Below are 23,005 nucleotides of genomic sequence, written 5' to 3'. Positions count from 1 at the left end.
GAGAAAGCAATGAAAGCTCTGCTCGATCTATTCAAGCAAGTCCAGCAAGAAGAAGTATTCGACGCGATCAAGATCGGTCTGGCTTCGCCCGACAAGATCCGTTCGTGGTCATTCGGCGAAGTGAAGAAGCCGGAGACCATCAACTACCGTACCTTCAAGCCGGAGCGGGACGGTCTGTTCTGCGCGAAGATTTTTGGTCCGATCAAGGACTACGAATGCCTTTGCGGCAAGTACAAGCGTCTGAAGCACCGCGGCGTGATCTGCGAAAAGTGCGGCGTCGAAGTGACGCTCGCCAAGGTGCGTCGCGAACGCATGGGCCATATCGAACTGGCCTCGCCGGTTGCGCACATCTGGTTCTTGAAGTCGCTGCCGTCGCGTCTGGGCATGGTGCTCGACATGACGCTGCGCGACATCGAACGCGTGCTGTACTTCGAGGCATACGTGGTGATCGATCCGGGCATGACGCCGCTGAAAGCGCGGCAGATCATGACCGAAGAGGATTACTACAACAAGGTCGAAGAGTACGGTGACGAATTCCGCGCCGAGATGGGCGCGGAAGGCGTGCGCGAACTGCTGCGTTCGATCAACATCGACGAACAGGTCGAGATGTTGCGCACCGAACTCAAGAACACGGGTTCGGAAGCGAAGATCAAGAAGTACGCAAAGCGCCTTAAAGTGCTCGAGGCTTTCCAGCGTTCGGGCATCAAGCCCGACTGGATGGTGCTCGAAGTGCTGCCGGTGCTGCCGCCGGAACTGCGTCCGCTCGTGCCGCTGGATGGCGGCCGTTTCGCGACGTCGGACCTGAACGACCTTTATCGCCGCGTGATCAACCGTAACAACCGGTTGAAGCGTCTGCTCGAACTGAAGGCGCCTGAAATCATCGTCCGCAACGAAAAGCGGATGCTGCAGGAAGCCGTCGATTCGCTGCTCGACAACGGTCGTCGCGGTAAGGCAATGACGGGTGCGAACAAGCGTCCGCTGAAGTCGCTCGCCGACATGATCAAGGGTAAAGGCGGTCGTTTCCGTCAGAACTTGCTCGGTAAGCGCGTCGACTATTCGGGCCGTTCGGTGATCGTGGTCGGCCCGACGTTGAAGCTGCATCAGTGCGGTCTGCCGAAGCTGATGGCGCTCGAACTGTTCAAGCCTTTCATCTTCAACAAGCTGGAAGTGATGGGCGTAGCTACGACCATCAAGGCCGCGAAGAAGGAAGTCGAGAACCAGACGCCCGTGGTGTGGGACATTCTCGAAGAAGTCATTCGCGAACATCCGGTCATGCTGAACCGCGCGCCTACGCTTCACCGACTCGGCATTCAGGCTTTCGAGCCGGTGCTGATCGAAGGTAAGGCAATTCAGCTGCACCCGCTCGTTTGCGCGGCGTTCAACGCCGACTTCGACGGTGACCAGATGGCCGTTCACGTGCCGCTGTCGCTGGAAGCGCAGATGGAAGCGCGTACGCTGATGCTCGCGTCGAACAACGTTCTGTTCCCGGCCAACGGCGACCCGTCGATCGTGCCGTCGCAGGATATCGTGCTGGGTCTTTACTATGCATCGCGTGAAGCGGTGAATGGCAAGGGCGAAGGCATGACGTTCACGGGCGTGTCGGAAGTGATTCGCGCGTACGAGAACAAGGAAGTCGAGCTGGCATCGCGCGTCAACGTGCGGATCACGGAAATGGTCCACAACGAAGACCAGAGCGAAGGCGCGCCGAAGTTCGTGCCGAAGATCTCGTTGTTCGCAACGACGGTCGGCCGCTCGATCCTGTCGGAGATTCTGCCGCCGGGGCTGCCCTTCACCGTGCTGAACAAGCCGTTGAAGAAGAAGGAAATTTCGCGTCTGATCAACACGGCGTTCCGCAAGTGCGGTCTGCGCGAAACGGTGATCTTCGCCGACCAGCTGATGCAAATGGGTTTCCGTCTTGCAACGCGCGCCGGCATCTCGATCTGCGTGGACGACATGCTCGTGCCGCCGCAGAAAGAGACGATCGTCGGTGACGCCGCGAAGAAGGTGAAGGAATACGACCGTCAGTACATGTCGGGTCTCGTCACCGCGCAAGAACGCTACAACAACGTGGTCGACATCTGGTCGGCAACGTCGGAAGCGGTCGGCAAGGCGATGATGGAACAGCTCGCAACGGAGCCGGTGACGGATCGTGACGGCAAGGAAACGCGTCAGGAATCGTTCAACTCGATCTACATGATGGCCGACTCGGGCGCGCGCGGTTCCGCGGTGCAGATTCGTCAGCTCGCCGGTATGCGCGGCCTGATGGCGAAGCCGGACGGCTCGATCATCGAGACGCCGATCACCGCGAACTTCCGCGAAGGCCTGAACGTGCTGCAGTACTTCATCTCGACGCACGGTGCACGTAAGGGTCTGGCGGATACGGCGTTGAAGACGGCGAACTCGGGTTACCTGACGCGCCGTCTCGTCGACGTGACGCAGGATCTGGTCGTCGTCGAAGAAGATTGCGGCACGTCGAACGGCGTGGCGATGAAGGCGTTGGTCGAAGGCGGTGAAGTCGTCGAAGCGCTGCGTGACCGTATTCTCGGTCGCGTCGCGGTGGCGGACGTCGTCAATCCGGAAACGCAGGAAACGCTGTACGCATCGGGCGATCTGCTCGATGAAGACGCGGTCGAGGAAATTGAACGCCTCGGTATCGACGAAGTGCGCGTGCGCACGCCGTTGACCTGCGAAACGCGTTATGGCTTGTGCGCTTCGTGCTATGGCCGCGACCTGGGTCGTGGTTCGCGCGTGAACGTCGGCGAAGCGGTTGGTGTGATCGCGGCGCAGTCGATCGGTGAACCGGGCACGCAGCTTACGATGCGTACGTTCCACATCGGTGGCGCGGCATCGCGTGCGGCGGTTGCTTCGACGGTCGAAGCGAAGTCGAACGGTACGGTGCGCTTCACGGCCACGATGCGTTACGTCACCAACGCGAAGGGCGAGCAAGTCGTCATCTCGCGTTCGGGCGAGGCGATCATCGCGGACGACCTCGGTCGCGAGCGTGAACGTCACAAGATCCCGTACGGCGCCACGTTGCTGCAACTCGACGGCGCGCAGATCAAGGCCGGTTCGCAACTGGCTCAATGGGATCCGCTGACGCGTCCGATCATCACCGAGTGGGGCGGTACGGTGAAGTTCGAAAACGTCGAGGAAGGCGTGACGGTCGCGAAGCAGATCGACGACGTCACGGGTCTTTCGACGCTCGTCGTAATCGACGTGAAGCGCCGTGGTTCGCAGGCTTCGAAGAGCGTGCGTCCGCAGGTGAAGCTGCTCGACGCGAACGGCGAGGAAGTGAAGATCCCGAACACCGAGCATTCGGTGCAGATCGGCTTCCAGGTCGGCGCACTGATCACCGTGAAGGATGGTCAGCAAGTGCAGGTTGGTGAAGTGCTGGCACGTATCCCGGTTGAAGCGCAGAAGACGCGTGACATTACCGGTGGTCTGCCGCGCGTGGCCGAACTGTTCGAAGCGCGCTCGCCGAAGGACGCCGGCATTCTGGCGGAAGTCACGGGCACGACGTCGTTCGGTAAGGACACGAAGGGCAAGCAGCGTCTCGTTATCACGGACCTCGAAGGCAATCAGCACGAGTTCCTGATCGCGAAGGAAAAGCAGGTGCTGGTGCACGATGGTCAGGTCGTCAACAAGGGCGAAATGATCGTCGACGGTCCTGCCGATCCGCACGATATCCTGCGTTTGCAGGGTATCGAGGCGCTGTCGCGTTACATCGTGGACGAAGTGCAGGACGTGTACCGTCTGCAAGGCGTGAAGATCAACGACAAGCACATTGAAGTTATCGTGCGTCAGATGCTGCGTCGGGTCCAGATCACGGACAACGGCGACACGCGCTTCATCCCGGGCGAACAAGTCGAGCGGTCGGACATGCTCGATGAGAACGACCGCATGACCGCGGACGACAAGCGTCCGGCCACGTACGAAAACGTGCTGCTCGGTATCACGAAGGCTTCTCTGTCGACCGATTCGTTCATCTCGGCGGCGTCGTTCCAGGAAACGACCCGCGTGCTGACCGAAGCGGCGATCATGGGCAAGCGTGATGATCTGCGTGGCCTGAAGGAAAACGTGATCGTCGGCCGTCTGATTCCGGCTGGTACGGGTCTCGCGTTCCACAAGGCGCGCAAGAGCAAGGAAATGTCGGATCGCGAACGCTTCGACCAGATCGCTGCCGAAGAGGCATTCGATTTCGGTACGCCGGAAACCCCGGCAACGGAGCAGGCGCCGCATACCAACGAGTAAGTTCTCTCGCTGGATTGTCGGTTGCAACATCGAACCGCTCGGCTTTTAGCCGGGCGGTTTTTTTTCGCCGGTTCGTTTTCGACGATTCCCACTCTGCCGATTGGCTAACGCTGCAACGAGCGCCTCGGCAGGCGAGCATGCGTTGTTAGAATTCGGTATCTCCATGTTGTAGTGAGCGTCTCCCGTCCATGTCCCGTCCGCTGCAGATCCTCAAGGAAGTTTTCGGCTATCCGGCTTTTCGCGGACAGCAGGCGGATATCGTCGAACACGTCGCCAACGGTGGCGACTCGCTCGTGCTCATGCCGACGGGCGGCGGCAAATCGCTCTGCTATCAAATTCCGTCGCTTGTGCGCAAGGAGGCGGGCTTCGGCGCGGGAATCGTCGTGTCGCCGTTGATTGCGTTGATGCAGGATCAGGTCGCGGCGCTCACCGAGCTTGGCGTGCGCGCGGCGTACTTGAACTCGACGCTCTCCGGCGCGGAGGCCGCCGCCACGGAGCGCGCGCTGCGCAACGGCACCATCGACCTTTTGTATGTGGCGCCCGAACGTCTCATGACGCCACGCTTTCTAGAATTGCTCGAAAGCGCGCGCGTGGGTCTTTTTGCCATAGACGAAGCGCATTGCGTATCGCAATGGGGACACGATTTCCGCCCGGAATACATCCAGCTTTCCGTGCTGCACGAACGGTTCCCTTCGGTGCCGCGCATTGCGCTCACGGCGACCGCGGACGCCATCACGCGCGACGAGATCGTGCATCGGCTGGCGCTCGACGACGCGCGTATCTTCGTATCGAGTTTCGATCGGCCGAATATCCGTTATCGGATTGTCGAGAAAGACAACGCACGCTCGCAGTTACTCGATTTCATCCGCGCCGAGCATACGAATACGGACGGCACGACGGACGCAGGCGTCGTTTATTGTCTGTCGCGTCGCAAGGTGGAAGAGACCGCCGAGTGGCTGAAGGGTCAGGGCGTGCGCGCGCTGCCGTATCACGCGGGCATGGAATTCGAGACGCGGCAGAAGCATCAGGAGATGTTTCAGCGCGAGGAAGGCGTCGTGATGTGCGCGACGATTGCGTTCGGCATGGGTATCGATAAACCGGATGTGCGCTTCGTCGCGCATCTGGACTTGCCAAAGAGCGTCGAGGGCTACTATCAGGAAACCGGACGCGCGGGTCGTGACGGCATGCCGGCGAACGCATGGATGGCTTACGGACTCGGCGATGTCGTGCAGCAGCGCAAGATGATCGACGAATCCGAAGCCGACGACGCCCACAAACGCGTACAGACCGGCAAGCTCGATGCGCTTCTTGGCTTGTGCGAAACGGCTGCCTGCCGGCGGGTGCGGCTGCTGGCTTATTTCGGCGAGACGAGCCAACCGTGCGGCAACTGCGATACATGCCTGGAACCGCCCGCGTCGTTCGATGCCACGCGCGAAGCGCAAATGGCGCTGTCCTGCGTCTTCCGCGCGCGCAAAGCGAGCGGCTTCCATTTCGGCGCGGGACACCTGATCGACATTCTGCGCGGGTCGCGCAGCGAAAAGGTCCTACAGCGCGGACACGAAAATTTATCGACGTTCGGCGTCGGCGCCGCGCTTTCCGAGCCGGAGTGGCGCGCGGTGTTTCGGCAGCTCGTCGCTTTTGGCTATTTGGCGATTGACCACGACGGCTTCGGCGCGCTCGTTCTCACCGATGCGAGCAAGCCCGTGCTGAAAGGCGAGGAGCACGTCACGCTGCGCAAATACGTGAAGCCGGTGCGTAGCCGGCAATCGTCGGGACGCACGCGGCAACGCGCCGATCCGACCACGGGCATGTCGCAGCGGCAGAAGTCTCGCTGGGAGCGTCTGCGCATATGGCGCGCAGAAACCGCCAAGAGCGACGGCGTGCCGGCCTACGTCATTTTTCATGACGCCACGCTTGCCGAAATAGCTCGAAGCGATCCCGATACGGTGGATGATCTGCGTCATATCCCGGGCATCGGCGCGCGCAAGCTGGAGCGTTTCGGCGACGAGTTGCTGGATGTCGTGACGACTGAATAAGCCAACGCTTTGCGCGGTACTCCGAAATGCGCGCAACGTGTTGACCCAATTGGGATTTTCAGCATATCATGCTAGGTTCTCGTTCTTGGTCCGTTTTCGGAACCGGCTTAGCGCCGCGTACGACAAGGGATCGAGCTTCTTCGAGAACGTTAGACGCGCATTTCCCGACGCTTTGCCCGTCGAGAATCGCGCCGAATTTGATCATTTTCAGGAATAAACGATGCCAACCATCAATCAATTGGTTCGCAAAGGCCGCACGTCGGAAACGACGAAGAGCAAGTCGCCGGCCCTGCAGGACTGCCCCCAGCGTCGTGGCGTGTGCACTCGCGTGTACACCACGACGCCTAAGAAGCCGAACTCGGCACTTCGTAAGGTTGCGAAGGTTCGCCTGACGAACGGTTTCGAAGTTATTTCGTACATCGGTGGTGAAGGCCACAACCTGCAAGAACACTCGGTCGTGCTGATTCGCGGCGGTCGTGTCAAGGACTTGCCTGGTGTGCGTTACCACATGGTTCGCGGCTCGCTGGATACCCAGGGCGTCAAGGATCGTAAGCAAGCTCGCTCGAAGTACGGTGCGAAGCGCGCGAAGGCTGGCAAGTAAGTCGCCGGTCTGCAGTCATCTGCAAGTTGTTTGAGGTCGCCGTAAGGCGGTTTAGGCGGTGGTACTGGATGCCAGTGCTATCGAGTAAGTGGTCACCCGGCCAAGCTGGTTTTGTCGAAAAGATGGATCGGGTTTGTTGGTGGCCGCGGAGCTTAAAGACTCGTTCGGAGTCGGCTCCAACTGAAAAAGTAAAGGAAGAATCATGCCGCGTCGTCGCGAAGTCCCCAAGCGGGAAGTGTTGCCGGACCCGAAGTTCGGCAACGTAGATGTAGCCAAGTTCATGAACGTGCTGATGCTCTCAGGCAAGAAGTCGGTTGCCGAGCGTATCGTGTACGGCGCTTTTGAACAGATCCAGACCAAGGGTGGCAAGGACCCGCTGGAAGTGTTCACGGTTGCGCTCAACAACGTGAAGCCGGTGGTCGAAGTGAAGAGCCGTCGCGTTGGTGGTGCCAACTACCAGGTTCCGGTCGAAGTGCGTCCCTCGCGTCGTATGGCATTGGCGATGCGTTGGTTGCGTGAAGCCGCGAAGAAGCGCAGCGAAAAGTCGATGGCCCTGCGGCTTGCGGGCGAACTCTCCGAAGCGGCAGAAGGCCGTGGCGGCGCGATGAAGAAGCGCGACGAAGTTCACCGCATGGCAGAGGCCAACAAGGCATTCTCGCATTTCCGTTTCTAAGCTCCCGCTCGTAGGGCAAACGGAAAAATAAGGGCGGGTGCGCTACTCCAGGCGCCTCGCCCGTTTGTGTTAGGACGCTGCCGGCTCGTTATAGATCGAGTCGGCGGGTCGACCAAAAAAGGATCCAAAGTGGCTCGCAAGACACCTATCGAGCGCTACCGCAACATCGGTATTAGCGCTCACATCGACGCCGGCAAAACGACGACGACCGAGCGCATCCTGTTTTACACGGGCGTGAACCACAAGATCGGCGAAGTTCACGACGGCGCTGCAACGATGGACTGGATGGAGCAGGAGCAGGAGCGCGGCATCACCATCACGTCGGCTGCTACCACGGCCTTCTGGAAGGGCATGGGCGGCAACTATCCCGAGCACCGCATCAACATCATCGACACCCCGGGGCACGTCGACTTCACGATCGAAGTGGAGCGCTCGATGCGCGTCCTCGACGGCGCGTGCATGGTCTACTGTGCAGTGGGCGGCGTGCAGCCGCAGTCGGAAACCGTGTGGCGTCAGGCTAACAAGTACAAGGTTCCGCGTCTCGCGTTCGTCAACAAGATGGACCGCACTGGCGCAAACTTCTTCAAGGTCTACGAGCAACTGAAGACGCGTCTGAAGGCGAACCCGGTTCCCGTCGTCGTGCCGATCGGCTCGGAAGAAAACTTCAAGGGCGTGGTCGACCTTCTCAAGATGAAGGCGATCATTTGGGACGAAGCGTCCCAGGGCACGAAGTTCGACTACGTCGACATCCCGGCTGAACTCGTCGACACGTGCAACGAGTGGCGCGAGAAGATGATCGAGTCGGCTGCCGAAGCCAGCGAAGAACTGATGGAAAAGTACCTCGGCGGCGAAGAGCTGACCGAAGCGGAAATCGTCAAGGCGATCCGCGACCGGACCATCGCGTGCGAAATTCAGCCGATGCTGTGCGGCACCGCGTTCAAGAACAAGGGCGTGCAGCGCATGCTCGACGCCGTGATCGACTTCCTGCCGTCGCCGGTCGACATTCCGCCGGTTACGGGTGAACTCGAAAACGGTGAGAAGGGCGAGCGCCGTGCTGCCGACGACGAAAAATTCTCGTCGCTGGCATTCAAGATCATGACCGACCCGTTCGTCGGTCAGCTGATCTTCTTCCGTGTGTATTCGGGTGTGGTCAATTCGGGTGACACCGTGCTAAACGCGACCAAGGACAAGAAGGAACGTCTGGGTCGTATTCTGCAGATGCACGCGAACCAGCGCGAAGAAATCAAGGAAGTGCGCGCAGGCGACATCGCGGCAGCCGTGGGCCTGAAGGAAGCGACCACGGGCGACACGCTGTGCGACCCGCAGAGCCCGATCGTTCTCGAACGCATGATTTTCCCGGAGCCGGTGATTTCGCAGGCAGTTGAGCCGAAGACGAAGCCCGACCAGGAAAAGATGGGTCTGGCGCTGAACCGTCTGGCTCAGGAAGATCCGTCGTTCCGCGTTCAAACGGACGAAGAGTCGGGCCAGACCATCATTTCCGGTATGGGCGAGCTCCACCTCGAAATTTTGGTCGACCGGATGAAGCGTGAATTCGGCGTTGAAGCAACTGTCGGCAAGCCGCAGGTTGCGTACCGCGAAACGATCCGCGCGACGGCTGCCGATGTCGACGGCAAGTTCGTCAAGCAGTCGGGTGGTCGCGGCCAGTATGGTCACGCGGTCATCACGCTCGAGCCGAACGAACAGGGCAAGGGCTACGAGTTCCTGGACGAGATCAAGGGCGGTGTGATTCCGCGCGAATACATCCCGGCGGTGGACAAGGGTATCCAGGAAACGCTGAAGTCGGGCGTGCTGGCTGGCTTCCCGGTCGTCGACGTGAAGGTTCACCTGACGTTCGGTTCGTACCACGACGTCGACTCGAACGAAAACGCGTTCCGCATGGCCGGTTCGATGGCCTTCAAGGAAGCAATGCGCAAGGCGAGCCCGGTCATCCTCGAACCGATGATGGCCGTGGAAGTCGAAACGCCGGAAGATTACATGGGCAACGTGATGGGCGACTTGTCGGGCCGTCGCGGTATCGTCCAGGGCATGGAAGACATGATCGGCGGCGGCAAGATCGTTCGCGCCGAAGTACCGCTGTCGGAAATGTTCGGCTACTCGACCTCGCTGCGCTCGCTGTCGCAAGGCCGTGCTACGTACACGATGGAATTCAAGCACTATGCTGAAGCTCCGCGTAACGTTGCCGAAGCGATCATCAACGCCAAGGGCAAGTAAGCCCTGCAAGTCATTCGGCGAGCCATAAGCTTTAACCGATAAACAATCTCTGAAAGAAGGTAATCATGGCAAAAGGTAAATTCGAGCGGACCAAGCCGCACGTGAACGTGGGCACGATCGGTCACGTTGACCACGGCAAGACCACGCTGACGGCAGCGATCACGACGGTGCTGACCAAGAAGTTCGGCGGCGAAGCGAAGGCATACGACCAGATCGATGCAGCGCCGGAAGAAAAGGCACGTGGTATCACCATCAACACCGCGCACGTCGAGTACGAAACGGCTAACCGCCACTACGCACACGTCGATTGCCCGGGCCACGCTGACTATGTGAAGAACATGATCACGGGCGCGGCGCAGATGGACGGCGCAATTCTGGTGTGCTCGGCCGCTGACGGCCCGATGCCGCAAACGCGTGAGCACATCCTGTTGGCGCGTCAGGTCGGCGTGCCTTACATCATCGTGTTCCTGAACAAGTGCGACATGGTGGACGACGCCGAGCTGCTCGAACTCGTCGAAATGGAAGTGCGCGAGCTTCTGTCGAAGTACGACTTCCCGGGCGACGACACGCCGATCATCAAGGGTTCGGCCAAGCTGGCGCTGGAAGGCGACACGGGCGAGCTGGGCGAAGTGGCGATCATGAATCTGGCCGACGCGCTGGACACGTACATCCCGACGCCGGAGCGCGCAGTGGACGGCGCCTTCCTGATGCCGGTGGAAGACGTGTTCTCGATCTCGGGTCGCGGCACGGTGGTGACGGGTCGCGTGGAGCGCGGCGTGGTGAAGGTTGGCGAGGAAATCGAAATCGTCGGTATCAAGCCGACGGTGAAGACGACTTGCACGGGCGTGGAAATGTTCCGCAAGCTGCTGGACCAAGGTCAAGCGGGCGACAACGTCGGTATCCTGTTGCGCGGCACGAAGCGTGAAGACGTGGAGCGTGGCCAGGTTCTGGCCAAGCCGGGTTCGATCACGCCGCACACGCACTTCACGGCAGAAGTGTACGTGCTGAGCAAGGACGAAGGCGGCCGCCACACGCCGTTCTTCAACAACTACCGTCCGCAGTTCTACTTCCGTACGACGGACGTGACGGGCTCGATCGAGCTGCCGAAGGACAAGGAAATGGTGATGCCGGGCGACAACGTGTCGATCACGGTGAAGCTGATTGCACCGATCGCCATGGAAGAAGGTCTGCGCTTCGCTATCCGCGAAGGCGGCCGTACCGTCGGCGCAGGTGTGGTTGCCAAGATTATCGAGTAAAATCTCGGGCTCACCTGTCGTTGCAGTACTGAAGTAACGTGACCGAGGCCGGGTGTTCGCCCCAAGCGAATGCCCGGTCTCTCGCTCTTTTGCCAAATCGGCGGTGCAACATCGCCTCGCTCTTTTAAGGAATCGTCATGCAGAACCAAAAAATCCGTATCCGTCTGAAAGCATTCGACTATCGCCTGATCGATCAATCGGCAGCCGAAATCGTCGATACGGCAAAGCGGACTGGCGCAATCGTCCGTGGCCCGGTGCCGCTGCCGACGCGCATTCAGCGCTTTGACATTCTGCGTTCGCCGCACGTCAACAAGACGTCGCGCGATCAGCTCGAAATCCGTACGCATCAGCGCCTGATGGACATCGTCGATCCGACCGACAAGACGGTCGACGCGCTGATGAAGCTCGACCTGCCGGCTGGCGTCGACGTCGAAATCAAGCTGCAGTAAGCCTCTAAAGCTTCGCCGGGTTTTCGGGTGAAGCTAAGTCTTTGATTGCTTGCAGAAAACGGAAAGCCTTGTTATACTCCAAGGCTTTTCGCGCACTTGCGCAAAAAAGTCCGCCCAGTTTCTCGTAACGAAGTGGACATTTTGTAATCAGCCCCGACCAATCGCAGTCGGGAATGGAGAAAACGATGAGCCTTGGACTCGTAGGTCGCAAGGTTGGCATGACCCGTATCTTCACGCCTGAAGGGGACTCGATTCCCGTCACCGTGCTGGACGTGTCGGACAACCGCGTGACGCAGATCAAGACCGTTGAAACGGATGGTTATACCGCCGTTCAGGTTGCATTCGGTGCTCGCCGCGCATCGCGCGTGACGAAGCCGCTGGCGGGTCACCTCGCCAAAGCCGGCGTTCAAGCTGGTGAAATCCTCAAAGAATTCCAGATCGAATCCGCGAAGGCCGCCGAATTGGCGAGCGGCGCTGTGATCGGTACGGACATTTTCGAAGTTGGCCAGAAGGTCGACGTGCAAGGTACGTCGATTGGTAAGGGCTACGCCGGTACCATCAAGCGTTACAACTTCGCCTCAGGTCGTGCCTCGCACGGTAATTCGCGTTCGCACAACGTTCCGGGTTCGATCGGTATGGCGCAGGATCCGGGTCGTGTGTTCCCGGGTAAGCGCATGACGGGTCACCTCGGTGACGAAACCGTCACGGTTCAGAATCTCGAAATCGCTCGCATCGACGCCGACCGCAATCTGCTGCTGGTTCGCGGCGCGGTTCCGGGTGCGAAGGGCGGCAAGGTATTCGTGACGCCGGCCGTCAAGACGCGTGCTGTGAAAGGAGCGAAATAATGGAACTTAAGCTCCTGAATGCCAATGGTCAGGAAGCTGCTGGCGTGAACGCATCGGACGTCGTGTTCGGTCGCGATTACAACGAAGCCCTGATTCACCAGGTCGTCGTGGCTTATCAAGCCAATGCACGTAGCGGCAACCGCGCTCAGAAGGATCGTGAGCAGGTCAAGCACACCACCAAAAAGCCGTGGCGTCAAAAAGGTACGGGTCGCGCTCGTGCCGGTATGTCGTCGAGCCCGTTGTGGCGTGGCGGTGGTCGTATCTTCCCGAATTCGCCGGAAGAAAACTTCTCGCACAAGGTCAACAAGAAGATGCATCGCGCAGGTCTCTGCTCGATCTTCTCGCAATTGGCTCGCGAAGGCCGTATCTCGGTGGTCGAAGACCTCGCGCTTGAAGCGCCGAAGACCAAGCTGTTGGCCGATAAATTCAAGGCGATGGGTCTCGATTCCGTGTTGGTCATCACCGATACGGTCGACGAGAACCTGTACCTCGCGTCGCGCAATCTGGCCCACGTGGCCGTTGTCGAGCCGCGTTACGCCGACCCGCTCTCGCTGATCTACTTCAAGAAGATTCTGATCACGAAGGCTGCGGTCGCTCAGATCGAGGAGTTGCTGTCATGAGCGAGATTCGCAAAAACGATCATCGTTTGATGCAAGTTCTGCTCGCGCCGGTGATCTCCGAAAAGGCGACGCTGGTGGCCGACAAGAACGAACAAGTCGTGTTCGAAGTCGCCCCGGACGCCACGAAGCAGGAAGTAAAGGCTGCTGTCGAGCTGCTGTTCAAGGTCGAAGTCAATTCCGTCAACGTGCTCGTCACGAAGGGTAAAGCCAAGCGCTTTGGCCGCTTCAACGGCAAGCGCAAGGACGTGAAGAAGGCGTACGTCTGCTTGAAGCCCGGCCAGGAAATCAACTTTGAAGCGGAGGCCAAGTAATCATGGCAATCGTTAAAGTTAAGCCGACTTCGCCGGGTCGCCGCGCGATGGTCAAGGTGGTCAACAAGGATCTGCATAAGGGCAAGCCGTTTGCGGCGCTGCTCGATTCGCAGTCCGTGACCGCCGGCCGTAACAACAACGGCCGCATCACCACGCGTCATAAGGGCGGTGGTCACAAGCAGCACTACCGTATCGTCGACTTCCGTCGCAACAAGGACGGCATTCCGGCAAAGGTCGAGCGTCTCGAGTACGACCCGAACCGTAGCGCGAACATCGCGCTGGTTCTGTACGCAGACGGTGAGCGTCGCTACATCATCGCGCCGAAGGGCGTGATTGTTGGTACGCAGCTCATGTCCGGTTCGGAAGCGCCGATCCGCGCAGGCAACACGCTGCCGATCCGCAACATTCCGGTCGGTACCACGATCCACTGCATCGAAATGCTGCCGGGCAAGGGTGCGCAAATCGCGCGTTCGGCTGGTACGTCCGCGATGCTGCTGGCGCGCGAAGGCGTCTACGCGCAGGTTCGTCTGCGTTCGGGCGAAATTCGCCGCGTGCACGTCGAGTGCCGCGCAACGATCGGTGAAGTGGGCAACGAAGAGCATAGCCTCCGTCAAATCGGTAAGGCTGGCGCGAACCGCTGGCGTGGTATCCGTCCGACGGTGCGCGGCGTTGCAATGAACCCGGTCGATCACCCGCACGGCGGTGGTGAAGGCAAGACGGCTGCAGGTCGCGATCCGGTGAGCCCGTGGGGCACGCCGACTAAGGGTTATCGCACCCGTAGCAACAAGCGCACGACGACGATGATCGTCCAGCGCCGTCACAAGCGTTAAGGAGTAGGCAATGACACGTTCTGCTAAAAAAGGTCCGTTCTGCGACGCTCATTTGCTGAAGAAAGTTGAGTCGGCTGCAGCTACGCGCGACAAGAAGCCGATCAAGACCTGGTCGCGTCGCTCGACGATTCTCCCGGACTTCATCGGTCTGACGATCGCTGTTCACAACGGCCGTCAGCACGTTCCGGTGTATGTCACGGAAAACATGGTCGGCCACAAGCTTGGCGAGTTCGCATTGACCCGTACGTTCAAGGGTCACGCGGCCGACAAGAAGGCCAAGAAATAAGGGGCTATCAAGATGGAAGTGAAAGCAATTCATCGCGGTGCCCGCATCTCGGCGCAGAAGACGCGCCTTGTGGCTGACCAGATTCGTGGTTTGCCGGTCGACAAGGCGCTGAACGTTCTGACGTTCTCGCCGAAGAAGGCGGCGGGTATCGTCAAGAAGGTCGTGCTGTCTGCGATCGCGAATGCGGAACACAACGAAGGCGCCGATATCGATGAGCTCAAGATCACGAGCATCTATATCGACAAGGCTGCTTCGTTGAAGCGTTTTACCGCACGCGCTAAGGGTCGTGGTAACCGCATCGAGAAGCAATCCTGTCACATCACTGTGACGGTCGGGAATTAAGGAGCCATACGATGGGACAAAAAATTCATCCGACTGGCTTCCGTTTGGCCGTCAGCCGCAACTGGGCTTCGCGCTGGTATGCGAACAACAGCAACTTCGCGGCGATGCTCCAGGAAGACATCGGTGTTCGTGAGTACCTGAAGAAGAAGCTGAAGAACGCTTCTGTTGGTCGCGTCATCATCGAGCGTCCGGCAAAGAACGCGCGTATCACAATTTATAGCTCGCGTCCGGGCGTTGTCATCGGCAAGAAGGGCGAAGACATCGAACTGTTGAAGGCTGAACTGCAGAAGCGCATGGGCGTTCCGGTTCACGTCAACATCGAAGAAATTCGGAAGCCGGAAACCGATGCTCAGCTGATCGCTGACTCGATCACGCAACAGCTCGAACGCCGGATCATGTTCCGTCGCGCGATGAAGCGTGCGATGCAGAATGCCATGCGCCTTGGCGCGCAAGGTATCAAGATCATGAGCGCGGGCCGTCTTAACGGTATCGAAATCGCTCGTACCGAGTGGTATCGCGAAGGTCGCGTGCCCCTCCATACGCTGCGTGCCGACATCGACTACGCAACGTCGGAAGCGAAAACCACGTACGGCATCATCGGCGTGAAGGTGTGGGTCTACAAGGGCGACACGCTGGGCCGTAATGAAGCACCGGTGGTGGAAGAAGTGGCGGAAGACAAGCGTCCGCGCCGCAACGCACGTCCGGGTGGCGATCGCCGTCCGCGTCGTGATGGCGAAGGCGCTCCGGCAGGTGCTCGTCGCGGCGGTCCCCGTCGTGGCGGCGCTGGCGGTGACGCGAAGAGTGGAGAATAACGATGCTGCAACCGAAACGCAGAAAGTATCGCAAAGAGCAGAAAGGTCGTAACACCGGCAAGGCGACGCGCGGCAACGCGGTGTCGTTCGGTGAATACGGTCTGAAGGCTATCGGTCGCGGCCGTTTGACCGCGCGTCAAATCGAAGCCGCGCGTCGTGCAATGACGCGTCACATCAAGCGTGGTGGCCGGATCTGGATCCGCATTTTCCCGGACAAGCCGATTTCGCAGAAGCCGGCAGAAGTACGTATGGGTAACGGTAAGGGTAACCCGGAGTACTACGTCGCTGAAATTCAACCGGGCAAGATGCTGTACGAAATGGACGGTGTCACCGAAGAACTGGCGCGCGAAGCGTTCCGTCTGGCTGCAGCCAAGCTGCCGCTCAAGACGTACTTCGTCGTGCGTCAGCTCGGCGCCTAAGGAGTAAATGATGAAGGCATCTGAACTTCACCAGAAAGACCAGGCCGCGCTCAACAAAGAGCTGACGGACCTGCTGAAGGCGCAATTCGGCCTGCGCATGCAACTCGCGACCCAGCAGCTCACGAACACGAGCCAGCTGAAGAAGGTTCGTCGCGACATCGCACGTGTGCGGACCGTCCTGACTGAGAAGGCGAACCAGAAATGAACGATAGCGTAAAAACCTCGCTCAAGCGGACGCTGGTCGGCAAGGTCGTCAGCAACAAGATGGACAAGACGGTCACCGTTCTGGTCGAGCACCGCGTGAAGCATCCGATCTACGGCAAGTACGTCGTGCGTTCGAAGAAGTACCACGCGCATGATGACGCGAATACGTACAACGAAGGCGATCTCGTCGAAATCCAGGAAACTCGTCCGATTTCCAAGACGAAGGCTTGGGTTGTATCGAAGTTGGTCGAAGCGGCGCGCGTGATCTAAGTCTGTAGTTGTAGTGCCGCGATGCAGTAACTAGTGTCGCAGTAAGTTTCGCTTGCAAGACCGAGATTATTTGTTATAATCTCGGTCTTCCCTCTTTGTGGGAGCCCCGTCGCGGGCGAAACTGGTGGGGGAAGCCGGTTCAGGCGCCAGCCTGAGTCGACAGATTCACCGGATTGCGATGGCGGGTTTCGTCTGCCCTCGCTGCCTGTTCTAACCCAAGCAGCCGATTGGCTGACGGGACCAAGACTGACCGGATGCGCCATGGTGGTGTGACCGGATTAAGTTGGGAAAGATAAACCATGATCCAGACCGAAACTCGGCTTGAAGTGGCCGACAACACGGGTGCGCGTGAAGTCATGTGCATCAAGGTGCTCGGCGGTTCGAAGCGTCGTTACGCTAGCATTGGCGACATCATCAAGGTGACCGTCAAGGAAGCGACGCCGCGCGGACGCGTAAAGAAGGGCGAAATTTATAACGCCGTGGTCGTTCGCACGGCCAAAGGCGTGCGTCGCCAGGATGGCTCGCTCATCAAGTTCGACGGCAATGCCGCCGTACTGTTGAACACGAAGCTCGAGCCGATCGGCACGCGTATTTTCGGGCCGGTGACGCGTGAACTGCGTAGCGAACGATTCATGAAGATCGTTTCGCTCGCGCCGGAAGTGCTGTAAGGAGTCGCGATGAACAAGATTCGCAAGGGTGACGAAGTTATCGTCACTACCGGCAAGGACAAAGGCAAGCGCGGTACCGTGCTGGTCGTTGCGGAAGAGCATGTCACGGTCGAGGGTATCAACCTCGTCAAGAAGCATGTGAAGCCGAACCCGATGAAGGGTACGACGGGCGGTGTGGAAGCCAAAACGATGCCGCTGCATATTTCGAACGTCGCATTGGTCGACGCGAATGGCAAGGCGTCGCGTGTGGGCATCAAGGTCGAAGATGGAAAGAAGGTTCGCTTCTTGAAGTCGACCGGCGCCACGCTTAACGCCTGACGCGGAGTTTAAAAATGGCTCGTCTGCAAGAAATTTACAAAGAAACGGTTGTGCCGCAACTGGTTGAAAAGTTCGGCTACAAGTCCATCATGGAAGTGCCGCGCATCACCAAGATCACCCTCAACATGGGTCTTGGCGAAGCGGTCGCTGACAAGAAGATTATCGAAAACGCCGTGGGCGACCTGACGAAGATCGCTGGCCAAAAGCCGGTTATCACGAAGGCGCGCAAGGCAATCGCGGGCTTCAAGATTCGTCAAGGCTACCCGATCGGCGCGATGGTTACGCTGCGCGGTCAAGCGATGTACGAATTCCTGGACCGCTTCGTGACGGTTGCGCTCCCCCGTGTGCGCGACTTCCGTGGCGTCTCGGGCCGTGCATTCGACGGTCGTGGTAACTACAACATCGGTGTGAAAGAGCAGATCATTTTCCCCGAAATTGACTACGACAAGATCGACGCGCTGCGTGGGCTGAACATCAGCATCACGACCACCGCGAAGAGTGACGACGAAGCAAAGGCGCTGCTCGCCGGCTTCAAGTTCCCGTTCAGAAACTGAGGTTACCGTGGCTAAACTGGCACTGATCGAACGTGAAAAGAAGCGCGCACGCCTCGCAGCCAAGTACGCTCCGAAGCGTGCTGAGCTGAAGGCTGTGATCGACGACGCAAGCAAGTCGGACGAAGAACGCTATATCGCCCGTCTCGCGCTGCAACAATTGCCGCGTAACTCGAACCCCACTCGCAAGCGTAACCGCTGCGCGATCACGGGTCGTCCTCGCGGCACGTTCCGCAAGTTCGGACTCGCGCGTAGCAAGATCCGCGAAATCGCATTCCGCGGTGAAATCCCTGGCCTCACCAAGGCGAGCTGGTAATAGGAGAAACATAAATGAGCATGAGTGATCCTATCGCCGATATGCTGACTCGCATCCGCAATGCGCAGATGGTCGAGAAGGTTTCGGTGACTATGCCCTCGTCGAAAGTCAAGGTTGCGATTGCGCAGGTTTTGAAGGACGAAGGTTATATCGACGATTTCGCAGTGAAGGCTGAAGGTGCGAAGTCGGAATTGAACATCGCGTTGAAGTACTACGCTGGCCGTCCGGTTATCGAGCGCCTCGAGCGCGTGTCGAAGCCTGGTCTGCGCGTGTACCGCGGTCGCAACGACATTCCTCAGGTGATGAATGGCCTGGGCGTTGCAATCGTCTCGACGCCGAAGGGTGTGATGACTGACCGCAAGGCGCGCCAGACCGGCGTCGGTGGCGAAGTCATCTGCTACGTCGCTTAACGCCGAAGGGAGAAGAAACATGTCTCGAGTAGGTAAGAGCCCGATCGCGTTGCCGCAAGGCGCCGAAGTGGCCGTCAAGGGCGACGTCATCACCGTCAAGGGTCCGCTCGGCACGATTTCGCAAGCGGGCAATCCGCTGGTGAGCGTGGCAAACGACAACGGTACGTTGAATTTCGCGCCGGCTGACGAAAGCCGCGAAGCGAACGCGATGTCCGGCACGATGCGCGCCCTGGTGGCGAACATGGTGCATGGCGTCACCAAGGGTTTCGAACGCAAGCTGACGCTGGTTGGCGTCGGTTATCGTGCACAAGCGCAAGGCGACAAGCTGAATCTGTCGCTGGGTTTCTCGCACCCCGTGGTGCACCAGATGCCGGAAGGCGTCAAGGCTGAAACCCCGACGCAGACCGAAATCGTGATCAAGGGGATCGACAAGCAGAAAGTCGGCCAAGTCGCGGCGGAAGTTCGTGGCTATCGTCCGCCGGAGCCCTATAAGGGCAAGGGCGTGCGTTATGCCGACGAGGTCGTGATCCTCAAAGAAACGAAGAAGAAGTAAGGGTGCGCAATCATGGATAAGACTCAATCTCGCCTGCGCCGCGCTCGTCAGACGCGTATCAAGATCGCTGAGCTGCAGGTCGCGCGTCTCGCCGTGCATCGCACGAATACGCATATCTACGCGCAAGTGTTCTCGGCATGCGGCACGAAGGTGCTTGCAAGCGCCTCGACGCTGGAAGCCGAAGTGCGTGCTGAACTGGCTGACAAGTCGGGCAAGGGCGGCAATATCAACGCTGCAACCCTGATCGGCAAGCGTATTGCCGAAAAGGCTAAGGCTGCCGGCATCGAATCCGTCGCCTTTGACCGCTCGGGTTTCCGCTACCACGGCCGCGTGAGAGCGCTGGCTGATGCCGCGCGCGAAGCCGGGCTCAAGTTCTAAGGGAAGAATTCGTCATGGCAAAGATGCAAGCGAAAGTTCAGGCTGACGAACGCGACGACGGCCTGCGCGAAAAGATGATTTCGGTCAACCGCGTGACCAAGGTCGTTAAGGGTGGCCGGATTCTCGGTTTCGCCGCACTGACCGTGGTAGGCGACGGTGATGGCCGCGTCGGCATGGGCAAGGGCAAAGCGAAAGAAGTTCCGGTCGCCGTTCAAAAGGCAATGGAGCAAGCCCGCCGCAACATGTTCAAGGTGCCGCTCAAGAACGGTACGTTGCAACACGAAGTGCACGGTAAGCATGGTGCTTCCGCAGTCCTCCTCGCTCCGGCGAAGGACGGTACTGGCGTGATCGCAGGCGGCCCGATGCGCGCAGTGTTCGACGTGATGGGCGTGCAGAACGTGGTGGCCAAGAGCCACGGTTCGACGAACCCGTACAATCTCGTTCGTGCAACGCTCGACGGTCTGCGTAAGCAGTCCACGCCGGGCGACATCGCGGCGAAGCGCGGCAAGTCCGTCGAAGATATTTTGGGCTAAGCCTCGAGGTCATCATGTCTGAGAAAACTGTCAAGATTCAGCTCGTCAAGAGCCTGATCGGGACCCGCGAAACGCACCGCGCTACGGTGCGTGGCCTCGGCCTGCGTCGCCTCAACTCGGTGAGCGAGCTGCAGGACACGCCGGCAGTGCGCGGAATGATCAACAAGGTTTCGTACCTCGTTAAGGTCATCGGCTAAGGCCGCCGACTAGGATCCAAGGAGTTGAACATGGAATTGAATAACCTGAAGCCGGCAGAAGGCGCGAAGCACGCTAAGCGTCGCGTCGGTCGTGGCATCGGTTCGGGCCTCGGCAAGACTGCAGGTCGCGGCCACAAGGGTCAGAAATCGCGTTCGGGCGGCTTTCACAAAGTCGGCTTCGAAGGCGGTCAGATGCCTCTGCAGCGTCGTCTGCCGAAGCGCGGCTTCACTTCGCTGACGAAGGAATTCGTCGGTCAAGTGCGCCTGGCTGATCTCGAGAAGCTGCCGGTCGACGAAATCGATCTGTTGGCTTTGAAGCAAGCGGGTCTGGTCGGCGAGCTCATCAAGAGCGCGAAGATCATCAAGACCGGCGAGATCACCCGCAAAGTCACGGTGAAGGGTCTGACGGCAACGAAGGGCGCCCGTGCAGCAATCGAAGCCGCTGGCGGCTCGTTCGCCGAGTAACGCGATTTCGCCGTTACTAGCACTAGCATCGGAGAAGGTTCTTGGCTAACAGCCCGAGTCTCGCAAAACCCGGTCGAAGCGCGGCGAAATTTGGCGATCTGCGTCGGCGTGCAGTGTTCCTGCTGCTGGCGTTGGTTGTCTACCGCATTGGTGCGCATATTCCGGTTCCCGGCATCGATCCGGATCAGCTGGCGAAGTTGTTCCAAAGCCAGTCGGGCGGCATCCTTGGCATGTTCAACATGTTCTCGGGTGGCGCACTGTCACGATTCACGATTTTCGCGTTGGGCATCATGCCCTACATTTCGGCCTCGATCATCATGCAGTTGTTGTCGATCGTGTCGCCGCAAATGGAGGCGTTGAAGAAGGAAGGACAGGCAGGTCAACGAAAGATCACGCAGTACACGCGGATCTTCACGGTGGTTCTGGCAACCTTCCAGGCTTTCGGTATCGCGGTGGCGCTGGAAAATCAGCCCGGCCTGGTACTGGATCCCGGCATGGTGTTCCGGCTGACGACGGTGGTCACGCTGGTGACGGGCACGATGTTCCTGATGTGGCTTGGTGAGCAGATCACGGAGCGCGGTCTCGGCAACGGCATCTCGATCATCATTTTCGGTGGTATCGCGGCAGGCTTTCCGAATGCAATCGGCGGTCTGTTCGAGCTGGTTCGCACCGGTTCGATGAGCATCATCTCGGCGATTATCATCGTCGCGTTGATCGCGGCGGTTACGTATCTGGTCGTGTTCATCGAACGCGGTCAGCGCAAGATCCTCGTGAACTATGCGAAGCGCCAGGTCGGTAACAAGATTTACGGTGGACAGTCGTCACATCTGCCGCTGAAGCTGAACATGTCGGGTGTGATTCCGCCGATCTTCGCGTCGTCGATCATTCTCTTCCCGGCAACCATCCTGAACTGGTTCAGTTCGGGAACGCGTACCGGCTGGTTCGCGAACACGTTGCACAGCGTGGCTGAAGCCCTCAAGCCCGGTCAACCTGTGTACGTGCTGCTGTATGCGTTGGCTATCGTGTTCTTCTGCTTTTTCTACACCGCGTTGGTGTTCAACAGCAGGGAAACCGCCGACAACTTGAAGAAGAGCGGTGCGTTCGTTCCGGGTATTCGTCCGGGCGATCAGACTGCACGGTACATCGACCGCATCCTCACGCGTCTGACGCTGGCCGGTGCGATCTACATCGTGTTTGTGTGCTTGTTGCCTGAGTTTCTGGTGTTGCGCTGGAACGTGCCGTTTTATTTTGGTGGAACGTCGCTGCTGATCATTGTCGTCGTCACGATGGACTTCATGGCTCAGGTGCAGTCGTACGTTATGTCGCAACAATATGAATCGCTGCTCAAGAAGGCAAACTTCAAGGGCGGCAACGTCCCGATGCGCTAGTTAGGACTATGGCCAAAGACGATGTAATCCAGATGCAGGGCGAGGTCATTGAAAACCTCCCCAACGCTACTTTCCGGGTGAAATTGGAAAATGGCCATGTCGTTCTGGGACACATATCCGGAAAGATGCGGATGCACTACATCCGTATCCTACCGGGCGACAAGGTTACGGTTGAATTGACGCCTTACGATCTGTCTCGTGCACGGATCGTGTTCCGGGCGAAGTGATTTGAAAAAAGGGTAATATCATGAAAGTGATGGCATCGGTTAAGCGCATTTGCCGCAATTGCAAGATCATTAAGCGCAAGGGCGTTGTGCGCGTGATTTGCAGCTCTGATCCGCGCCACAAACAGCGTCAAGGCTGAACGCCGCGCTTTTTGCTTGCGCTTTTTGTTTGAGGAAAAACAATGGCTCGTATCGCAGGGGTTAACATCCCGAATCACCAGCATACCGAGATCGGCCTGACGGCAATCTTCGGCATTGGTCGCACGCGTTCCCGCGGCATTTGCAGTGCTGCTGGTGTGGAATTTTCGAAGAAGGTCAAGGACCTCACCGACGCAGACCTCGAAAAGCTGCGTGACGAAGTGGGCAAGTTCATCGTCGAAGGCGATCTGCGCCGTGAAGTGACGATGAACATCAAGCGCCTGATGGACTTGGGTTGCTACCGCGGCATGCGTCATCGCAAGGGTCTGCCCCTGCGTGGCCAGCGCACGCGCACCAACGCCCGTACTCGCAAGGGTCCGCGTCGTGCAGCGCAATCGCTGAAGAAGTAAGCGGAACTGACAGTTACAG

At 59.0% G+C, this 23,005-nt stretch carries 31 protein-coding genes; all 31 read left to right on the top strand.

The genetic code is table 11. The features are described 5' to 3' along the window. Nucleotides 1-9: 9 nt before the first annotated feature. The 31 genes from rpoC to rpsM all read left to right on the top strand — a co-directional run bounded on the left by rpoC (nt 10) and on the right by rpsM (nt 22,986). Nucleotides 10-4,251, top strand: a complete 4,242-nt coding sequence (gene rpoC, locus NCR98_RS12585) for a DNA-directed RNA polymerase subunit beta' (protein WP_244826438.1) — start codon at nt 10-12, stop codon at nt 4,249-4,251. A 188-nt stretch (nt 4,252-4,439) separates the two neighbouring features. After that, complete coding sequence (gene recQ / locus NCR98_RS12580; protein WP_250526336.1) at nt 4,440-6,287, top strand: DNA helicase RecQ; 1,848 nt, start codon at nt 4,440-4,442, stop codon at nt 6,285-6,287. A gap of 220 nt (nt 6,288-6,507) precedes the next feature. Continuing rightward, nucleotides 6,508-6,888 carry a 30S ribosomal protein S12 gene (gene rpsL / locus NCR98_RS12575; protein ID WP_006053290.1) on the top strand — a complete coding sequence of 127 codons (381 nt, stop codon included), beginning with the start codon at nt 6,508-6,510 and terminating at the stop codon, nt 6,886-6,888. Between the two features lie 202 nt (nt 6,889-7,090). Continuing rightward, complete coding sequence (gene rpsG, locus NCR98_RS12570) at nt 7,091-7,561, top strand: 30S ribosomal protein S7 (RefSeq protein ID WP_006053291.1); 471 nt, start codon at nt 7,091-7,093, stop codon at nt 7,559-7,561. A 129-nt stretch (nt 7,562-7,690) separates the two neighbouring features. Further along, a complete protein-coding gene (gene fusA / locus NCR98_RS12565) occupies nt 7,691-9,793 on the top strand; it encodes an elongation factor G (protein WP_250509591.1) in 2,103 nt (700 codons plus the stop codon). 65 nt (nt 9,794-9,858) lie between these two features. After that, nucleotides 9,859-11,049 carry an elongation factor Tu gene (gene tuf, locus NCR98_RS12560; protein WP_090541958.1) on the top strand — a complete coding sequence of 397 codons (1,191 nt, stop codon included), beginning with the start codon at nt 9,859-9,861 and terminating at the stop codon, nt 11,047-11,049. Nucleotides 11,050-11,186: 137 nt separating this feature from the next. Then, complete coding sequence (gene rpsJ / locus NCR98_RS12555; protein ID WP_006998489.1) at nt 11,187-11,498, top strand: 30S ribosomal protein S10; 312 nt, start codon at nt 11,187-11,189, stop codon at nt 11,496-11,498. Nucleotides 11,499-11,683: 185 nt separating this feature from the next. Then, nucleotides 11,684-12,343, top strand: coding sequence for a 50S ribosomal protein L3 (rplC, locus tag NCR98_RS12550; protein WP_250526337.1), 660 nt, complete (start codon nt 11,684-11,686; stop codon nt 12,341-12,343). Continuing rightward, entirely contained in the window at nt 12,343-12,963 is a 621-nt protein-coding gene (gene rplD, locus NCR98_RS12545) for a 50S ribosomal protein L4 (RefSeq protein ID WP_244826434.1), read from the top strand. Before rplC ends, rplD begins: the two co-directional genes overlap by 1 nt. Then, nucleotides 12,960-13,274, top strand: a complete 315-nt coding sequence (rplW, locus tag NCR98_RS12540) for a 50S ribosomal protein L23 (protein ID WP_008343846.1) — start codon at nt 12,960-12,962, stop codon at nt 13,272-13,274. The genes rplD and rplW overlap by 4 nt, the downstream gene beginning before the upstream one ends. Nucleotides 13,275-13,276: 2 nt before the next feature. Next, on the top strand, nt 13,277-14,104 hold the full coding sequence (rplB, locus tag NCR98_RS12535) for a 50S ribosomal protein L2 (RefSeq protein ID WP_250509589.1): 828 nt from the start codon (nt 13,277-13,279) through the stop codon (nt 14,102-14,104). 10 nt (nt 14,105-14,114) lie between these two features. Continuing rightward, nucleotides 14,115-14,390 carry a 30S ribosomal protein S19 gene (rpsS, locus tag NCR98_RS12530; protein ID WP_035506764.1) on the top strand — a complete coding sequence of 92 codons (276 nt, stop codon included), beginning with the start codon at nt 14,115-14,117 and terminating at the stop codon, nt 14,388-14,390. Nucleotides 14,391-14,402: 12 nt separating this feature from the next. Then, complete coding sequence (gene rplV, locus NCR98_RS12525) at nt 14,403-14,732, top strand: 50S ribosomal protein L22 (RefSeq protein ID WP_011490054.1); 330 nt, start codon at nt 14,403-14,405, stop codon at nt 14,730-14,732. Between the two features lie 11 nt (nt 14,733-14,743). Continuing rightward, entirely contained in the window at nt 14,744-15,544 is an 801-nt protein-coding gene (gene rpsC / locus NCR98_RS12520; RefSeq protein WP_244826432.1) for a 30S ribosomal protein S3, read from the top strand. Between the two features lie 2 nt (nt 15,545-15,546). Continuing rightward, nucleotides 15,547-15,963, top strand: coding sequence for a 50S ribosomal protein L16 (rplP, locus tag NCR98_RS12515; protein WP_061170924.1), 417 nt, complete (start codon nt 15,547-15,549; stop codon nt 15,961-15,963). Between the two features lie 10 nt (nt 15,964-15,973). Then, entirely contained in the window at nt 15,974-16,168 is a 195-nt protein-coding gene (gene rpmC, locus NCR98_RS12510; RefSeq protein WP_035933103.1) for a 50S ribosomal protein L29, read from the top strand. Further along, on the top strand, nt 16,165-16,437 hold the full coding sequence (gene rpsQ / locus NCR98_RS12505; protein WP_008343854.1) for a 30S ribosomal protein S17: 273 nt from the start codon (nt 16,165-16,167) through the stop codon (nt 16,435-16,437). The genes rpmC and rpsQ overlap by 4 nt, the downstream gene beginning before the upstream one ends. Before the next feature lie 299 nt (nt 16,438-16,736). Next, nucleotides 16,737-17,105, top strand: a complete 369-nt coding sequence (gene rplN, locus NCR98_RS12500; protein ID WP_006998478.1) for a 50S ribosomal protein L14 — start codon at nt 16,737-16,739, stop codon at nt 17,103-17,105. Nucleotides 17,106-17,114: 9 nt separating this feature from the next. After that, a complete protein-coding gene (gene rplX, locus NCR98_RS12495) occupies nt 17,115-17,423 on the top strand; it encodes a 50S ribosomal protein L24 (RefSeq protein ID WP_244826431.1) in 309 nt (102 codons plus the stop codon). A gap of 14 nt (nt 17,424-17,437) precedes the next feature. Next, nucleotides 17,438-17,977, top strand: coding sequence for a 50S ribosomal protein L5 (gene rplE, locus NCR98_RS12490; protein ID WP_244826430.1), 540 nt, complete (start codon nt 17,438-17,440; stop codon nt 17,975-17,977). A 7-nt stretch (nt 17,978-17,984) separates the two neighbouring features. Next, a complete protein-coding gene (gene rpsN / locus NCR98_RS12485) occupies nt 17,985-18,290 on the top strand; it encodes a 30S ribosomal protein S14 (RefSeq protein WP_244826429.1) in 306 nt (101 codons plus the stop codon). 14 nt (nt 18,291-18,304) lie between these two features. Further along, the gene (gene rpsH, locus NCR98_RS12480) at nt 18,305-18,700 is read left to right on the top strand and encodes a 30S ribosomal protein S8 (protein ID WP_062638157.1); all 396 of its coding nucleotides are present in this window, start codon (nt 18,305-18,307) and stop codon (nt 18,698-18,700) included. A gap of 19 nt (nt 18,701-18,719) precedes the next feature. After that, nucleotides 18,720-19,253, top strand: coding sequence for a 50S ribosomal protein L6 (gene rplF / locus NCR98_RS12475; protein WP_244826428.1), 534 nt, complete (start codon nt 18,720-18,722; stop codon nt 19,251-19,253). Nucleotides 19,254-19,265: 12 nt separating this feature from the next. Next, nucleotides 19,266-19,631 (top strand): 50S ribosomal protein L18, encoded by a 366-nt coding sequence (gene rplR / locus NCR98_RS12470; RefSeq protein ID WP_250526335.1) that lies wholly within the window; start codon nt 19,266-19,268, stop codon nt 19,629-19,631. A gap of 14 nt (nt 19,632-19,645) precedes the next feature. Then, a complete protein-coding gene (gene rpsE / locus NCR98_RS12465) occupies nt 19,646-20,164 on the top strand; it encodes a 30S ribosomal protein S5 (protein ID WP_244793886.1) in 519 nt (172 codons plus the stop codon). A gap of 14 nt (nt 20,165-20,178) precedes the next feature. Next, nucleotides 20,179-20,361: a 50S ribosomal protein L30 gene (rpmD, locus tag NCR98_RS12460; RefSeq protein WP_016346466.1), complete on the top strand. Its 183-nt coding sequence runs from the start codon at nt 20,179-20,181 to the stop codon at nt 20,359-20,361. A 30-nt stretch (nt 20,362-20,391) separates the two neighbouring features. Then, on the top strand, nt 20,392-20,826 hold the full coding sequence (rplO, locus tag NCR98_RS12455) for a 50S ribosomal protein L15 (protein ID WP_244826427.1): 435 nt from the start codon (nt 20,392-20,394) through the stop codon (nt 20,824-20,826). A 41-nt stretch (nt 20,827-20,867) separates the two neighbouring features. After that, nucleotides 20,868-22,214, top strand: coding sequence for a preprotein translocase subunit SecY (gene secY, locus NCR98_RS12450; protein ID WP_250465878.1), 1,347 nt, complete (start codon nt 20,868-20,870; stop codon nt 22,212-22,214). A gap of 8 nt (nt 22,215-22,222) precedes the next feature. Next, nucleotides 22,223-22,441: a translation initiation factor IF-1 gene (infA, locus tag NCR98_RS12445; protein WP_004521905.1), complete on the top strand. Its 219-nt coding sequence runs from the start codon at nt 22,223-22,225 to the stop codon at nt 22,439-22,441. A 20-nt stretch (nt 22,442-22,461) separates the two neighbouring features. Beyond that, complete coding sequence (gene rpmJ / locus NCR98_RS12440; RefSeq protein WP_004199844.1) at nt 22,462-22,578, top strand: 50S ribosomal protein L36; 117 nt, start codon at nt 22,462-22,464, stop codon at nt 22,576-22,578. Between the two features lie 42 nt (nt 22,579-22,620). Beyond that, a complete protein-coding gene (gene rpsM, locus NCR98_RS12435; protein ID WP_061179113.1) occupies nt 22,621-22,986 on the top strand; it encodes a 30S ribosomal protein S13 in 366 nt (121 codons plus the stop codon). The last annotated feature ends 19 nt before the right edge of the window (nt 22,987-23,005 follow it).

Source organism: Caballeronia sp. GAWG2-1 (genome assembly GCF_023631405.1).
In the GTDB taxonomy this organism is placed as follows: Bacteria; Pseudomonadota; Gammaproteobacteria; order Burkholderiales; family Burkholderiaceae; genus Caballeronia.
The sequence above is the reverse complement of the archived record's forward strand: the minus strand, read 5'-3'. Positions and strand labels throughout refer to the sequence as shown.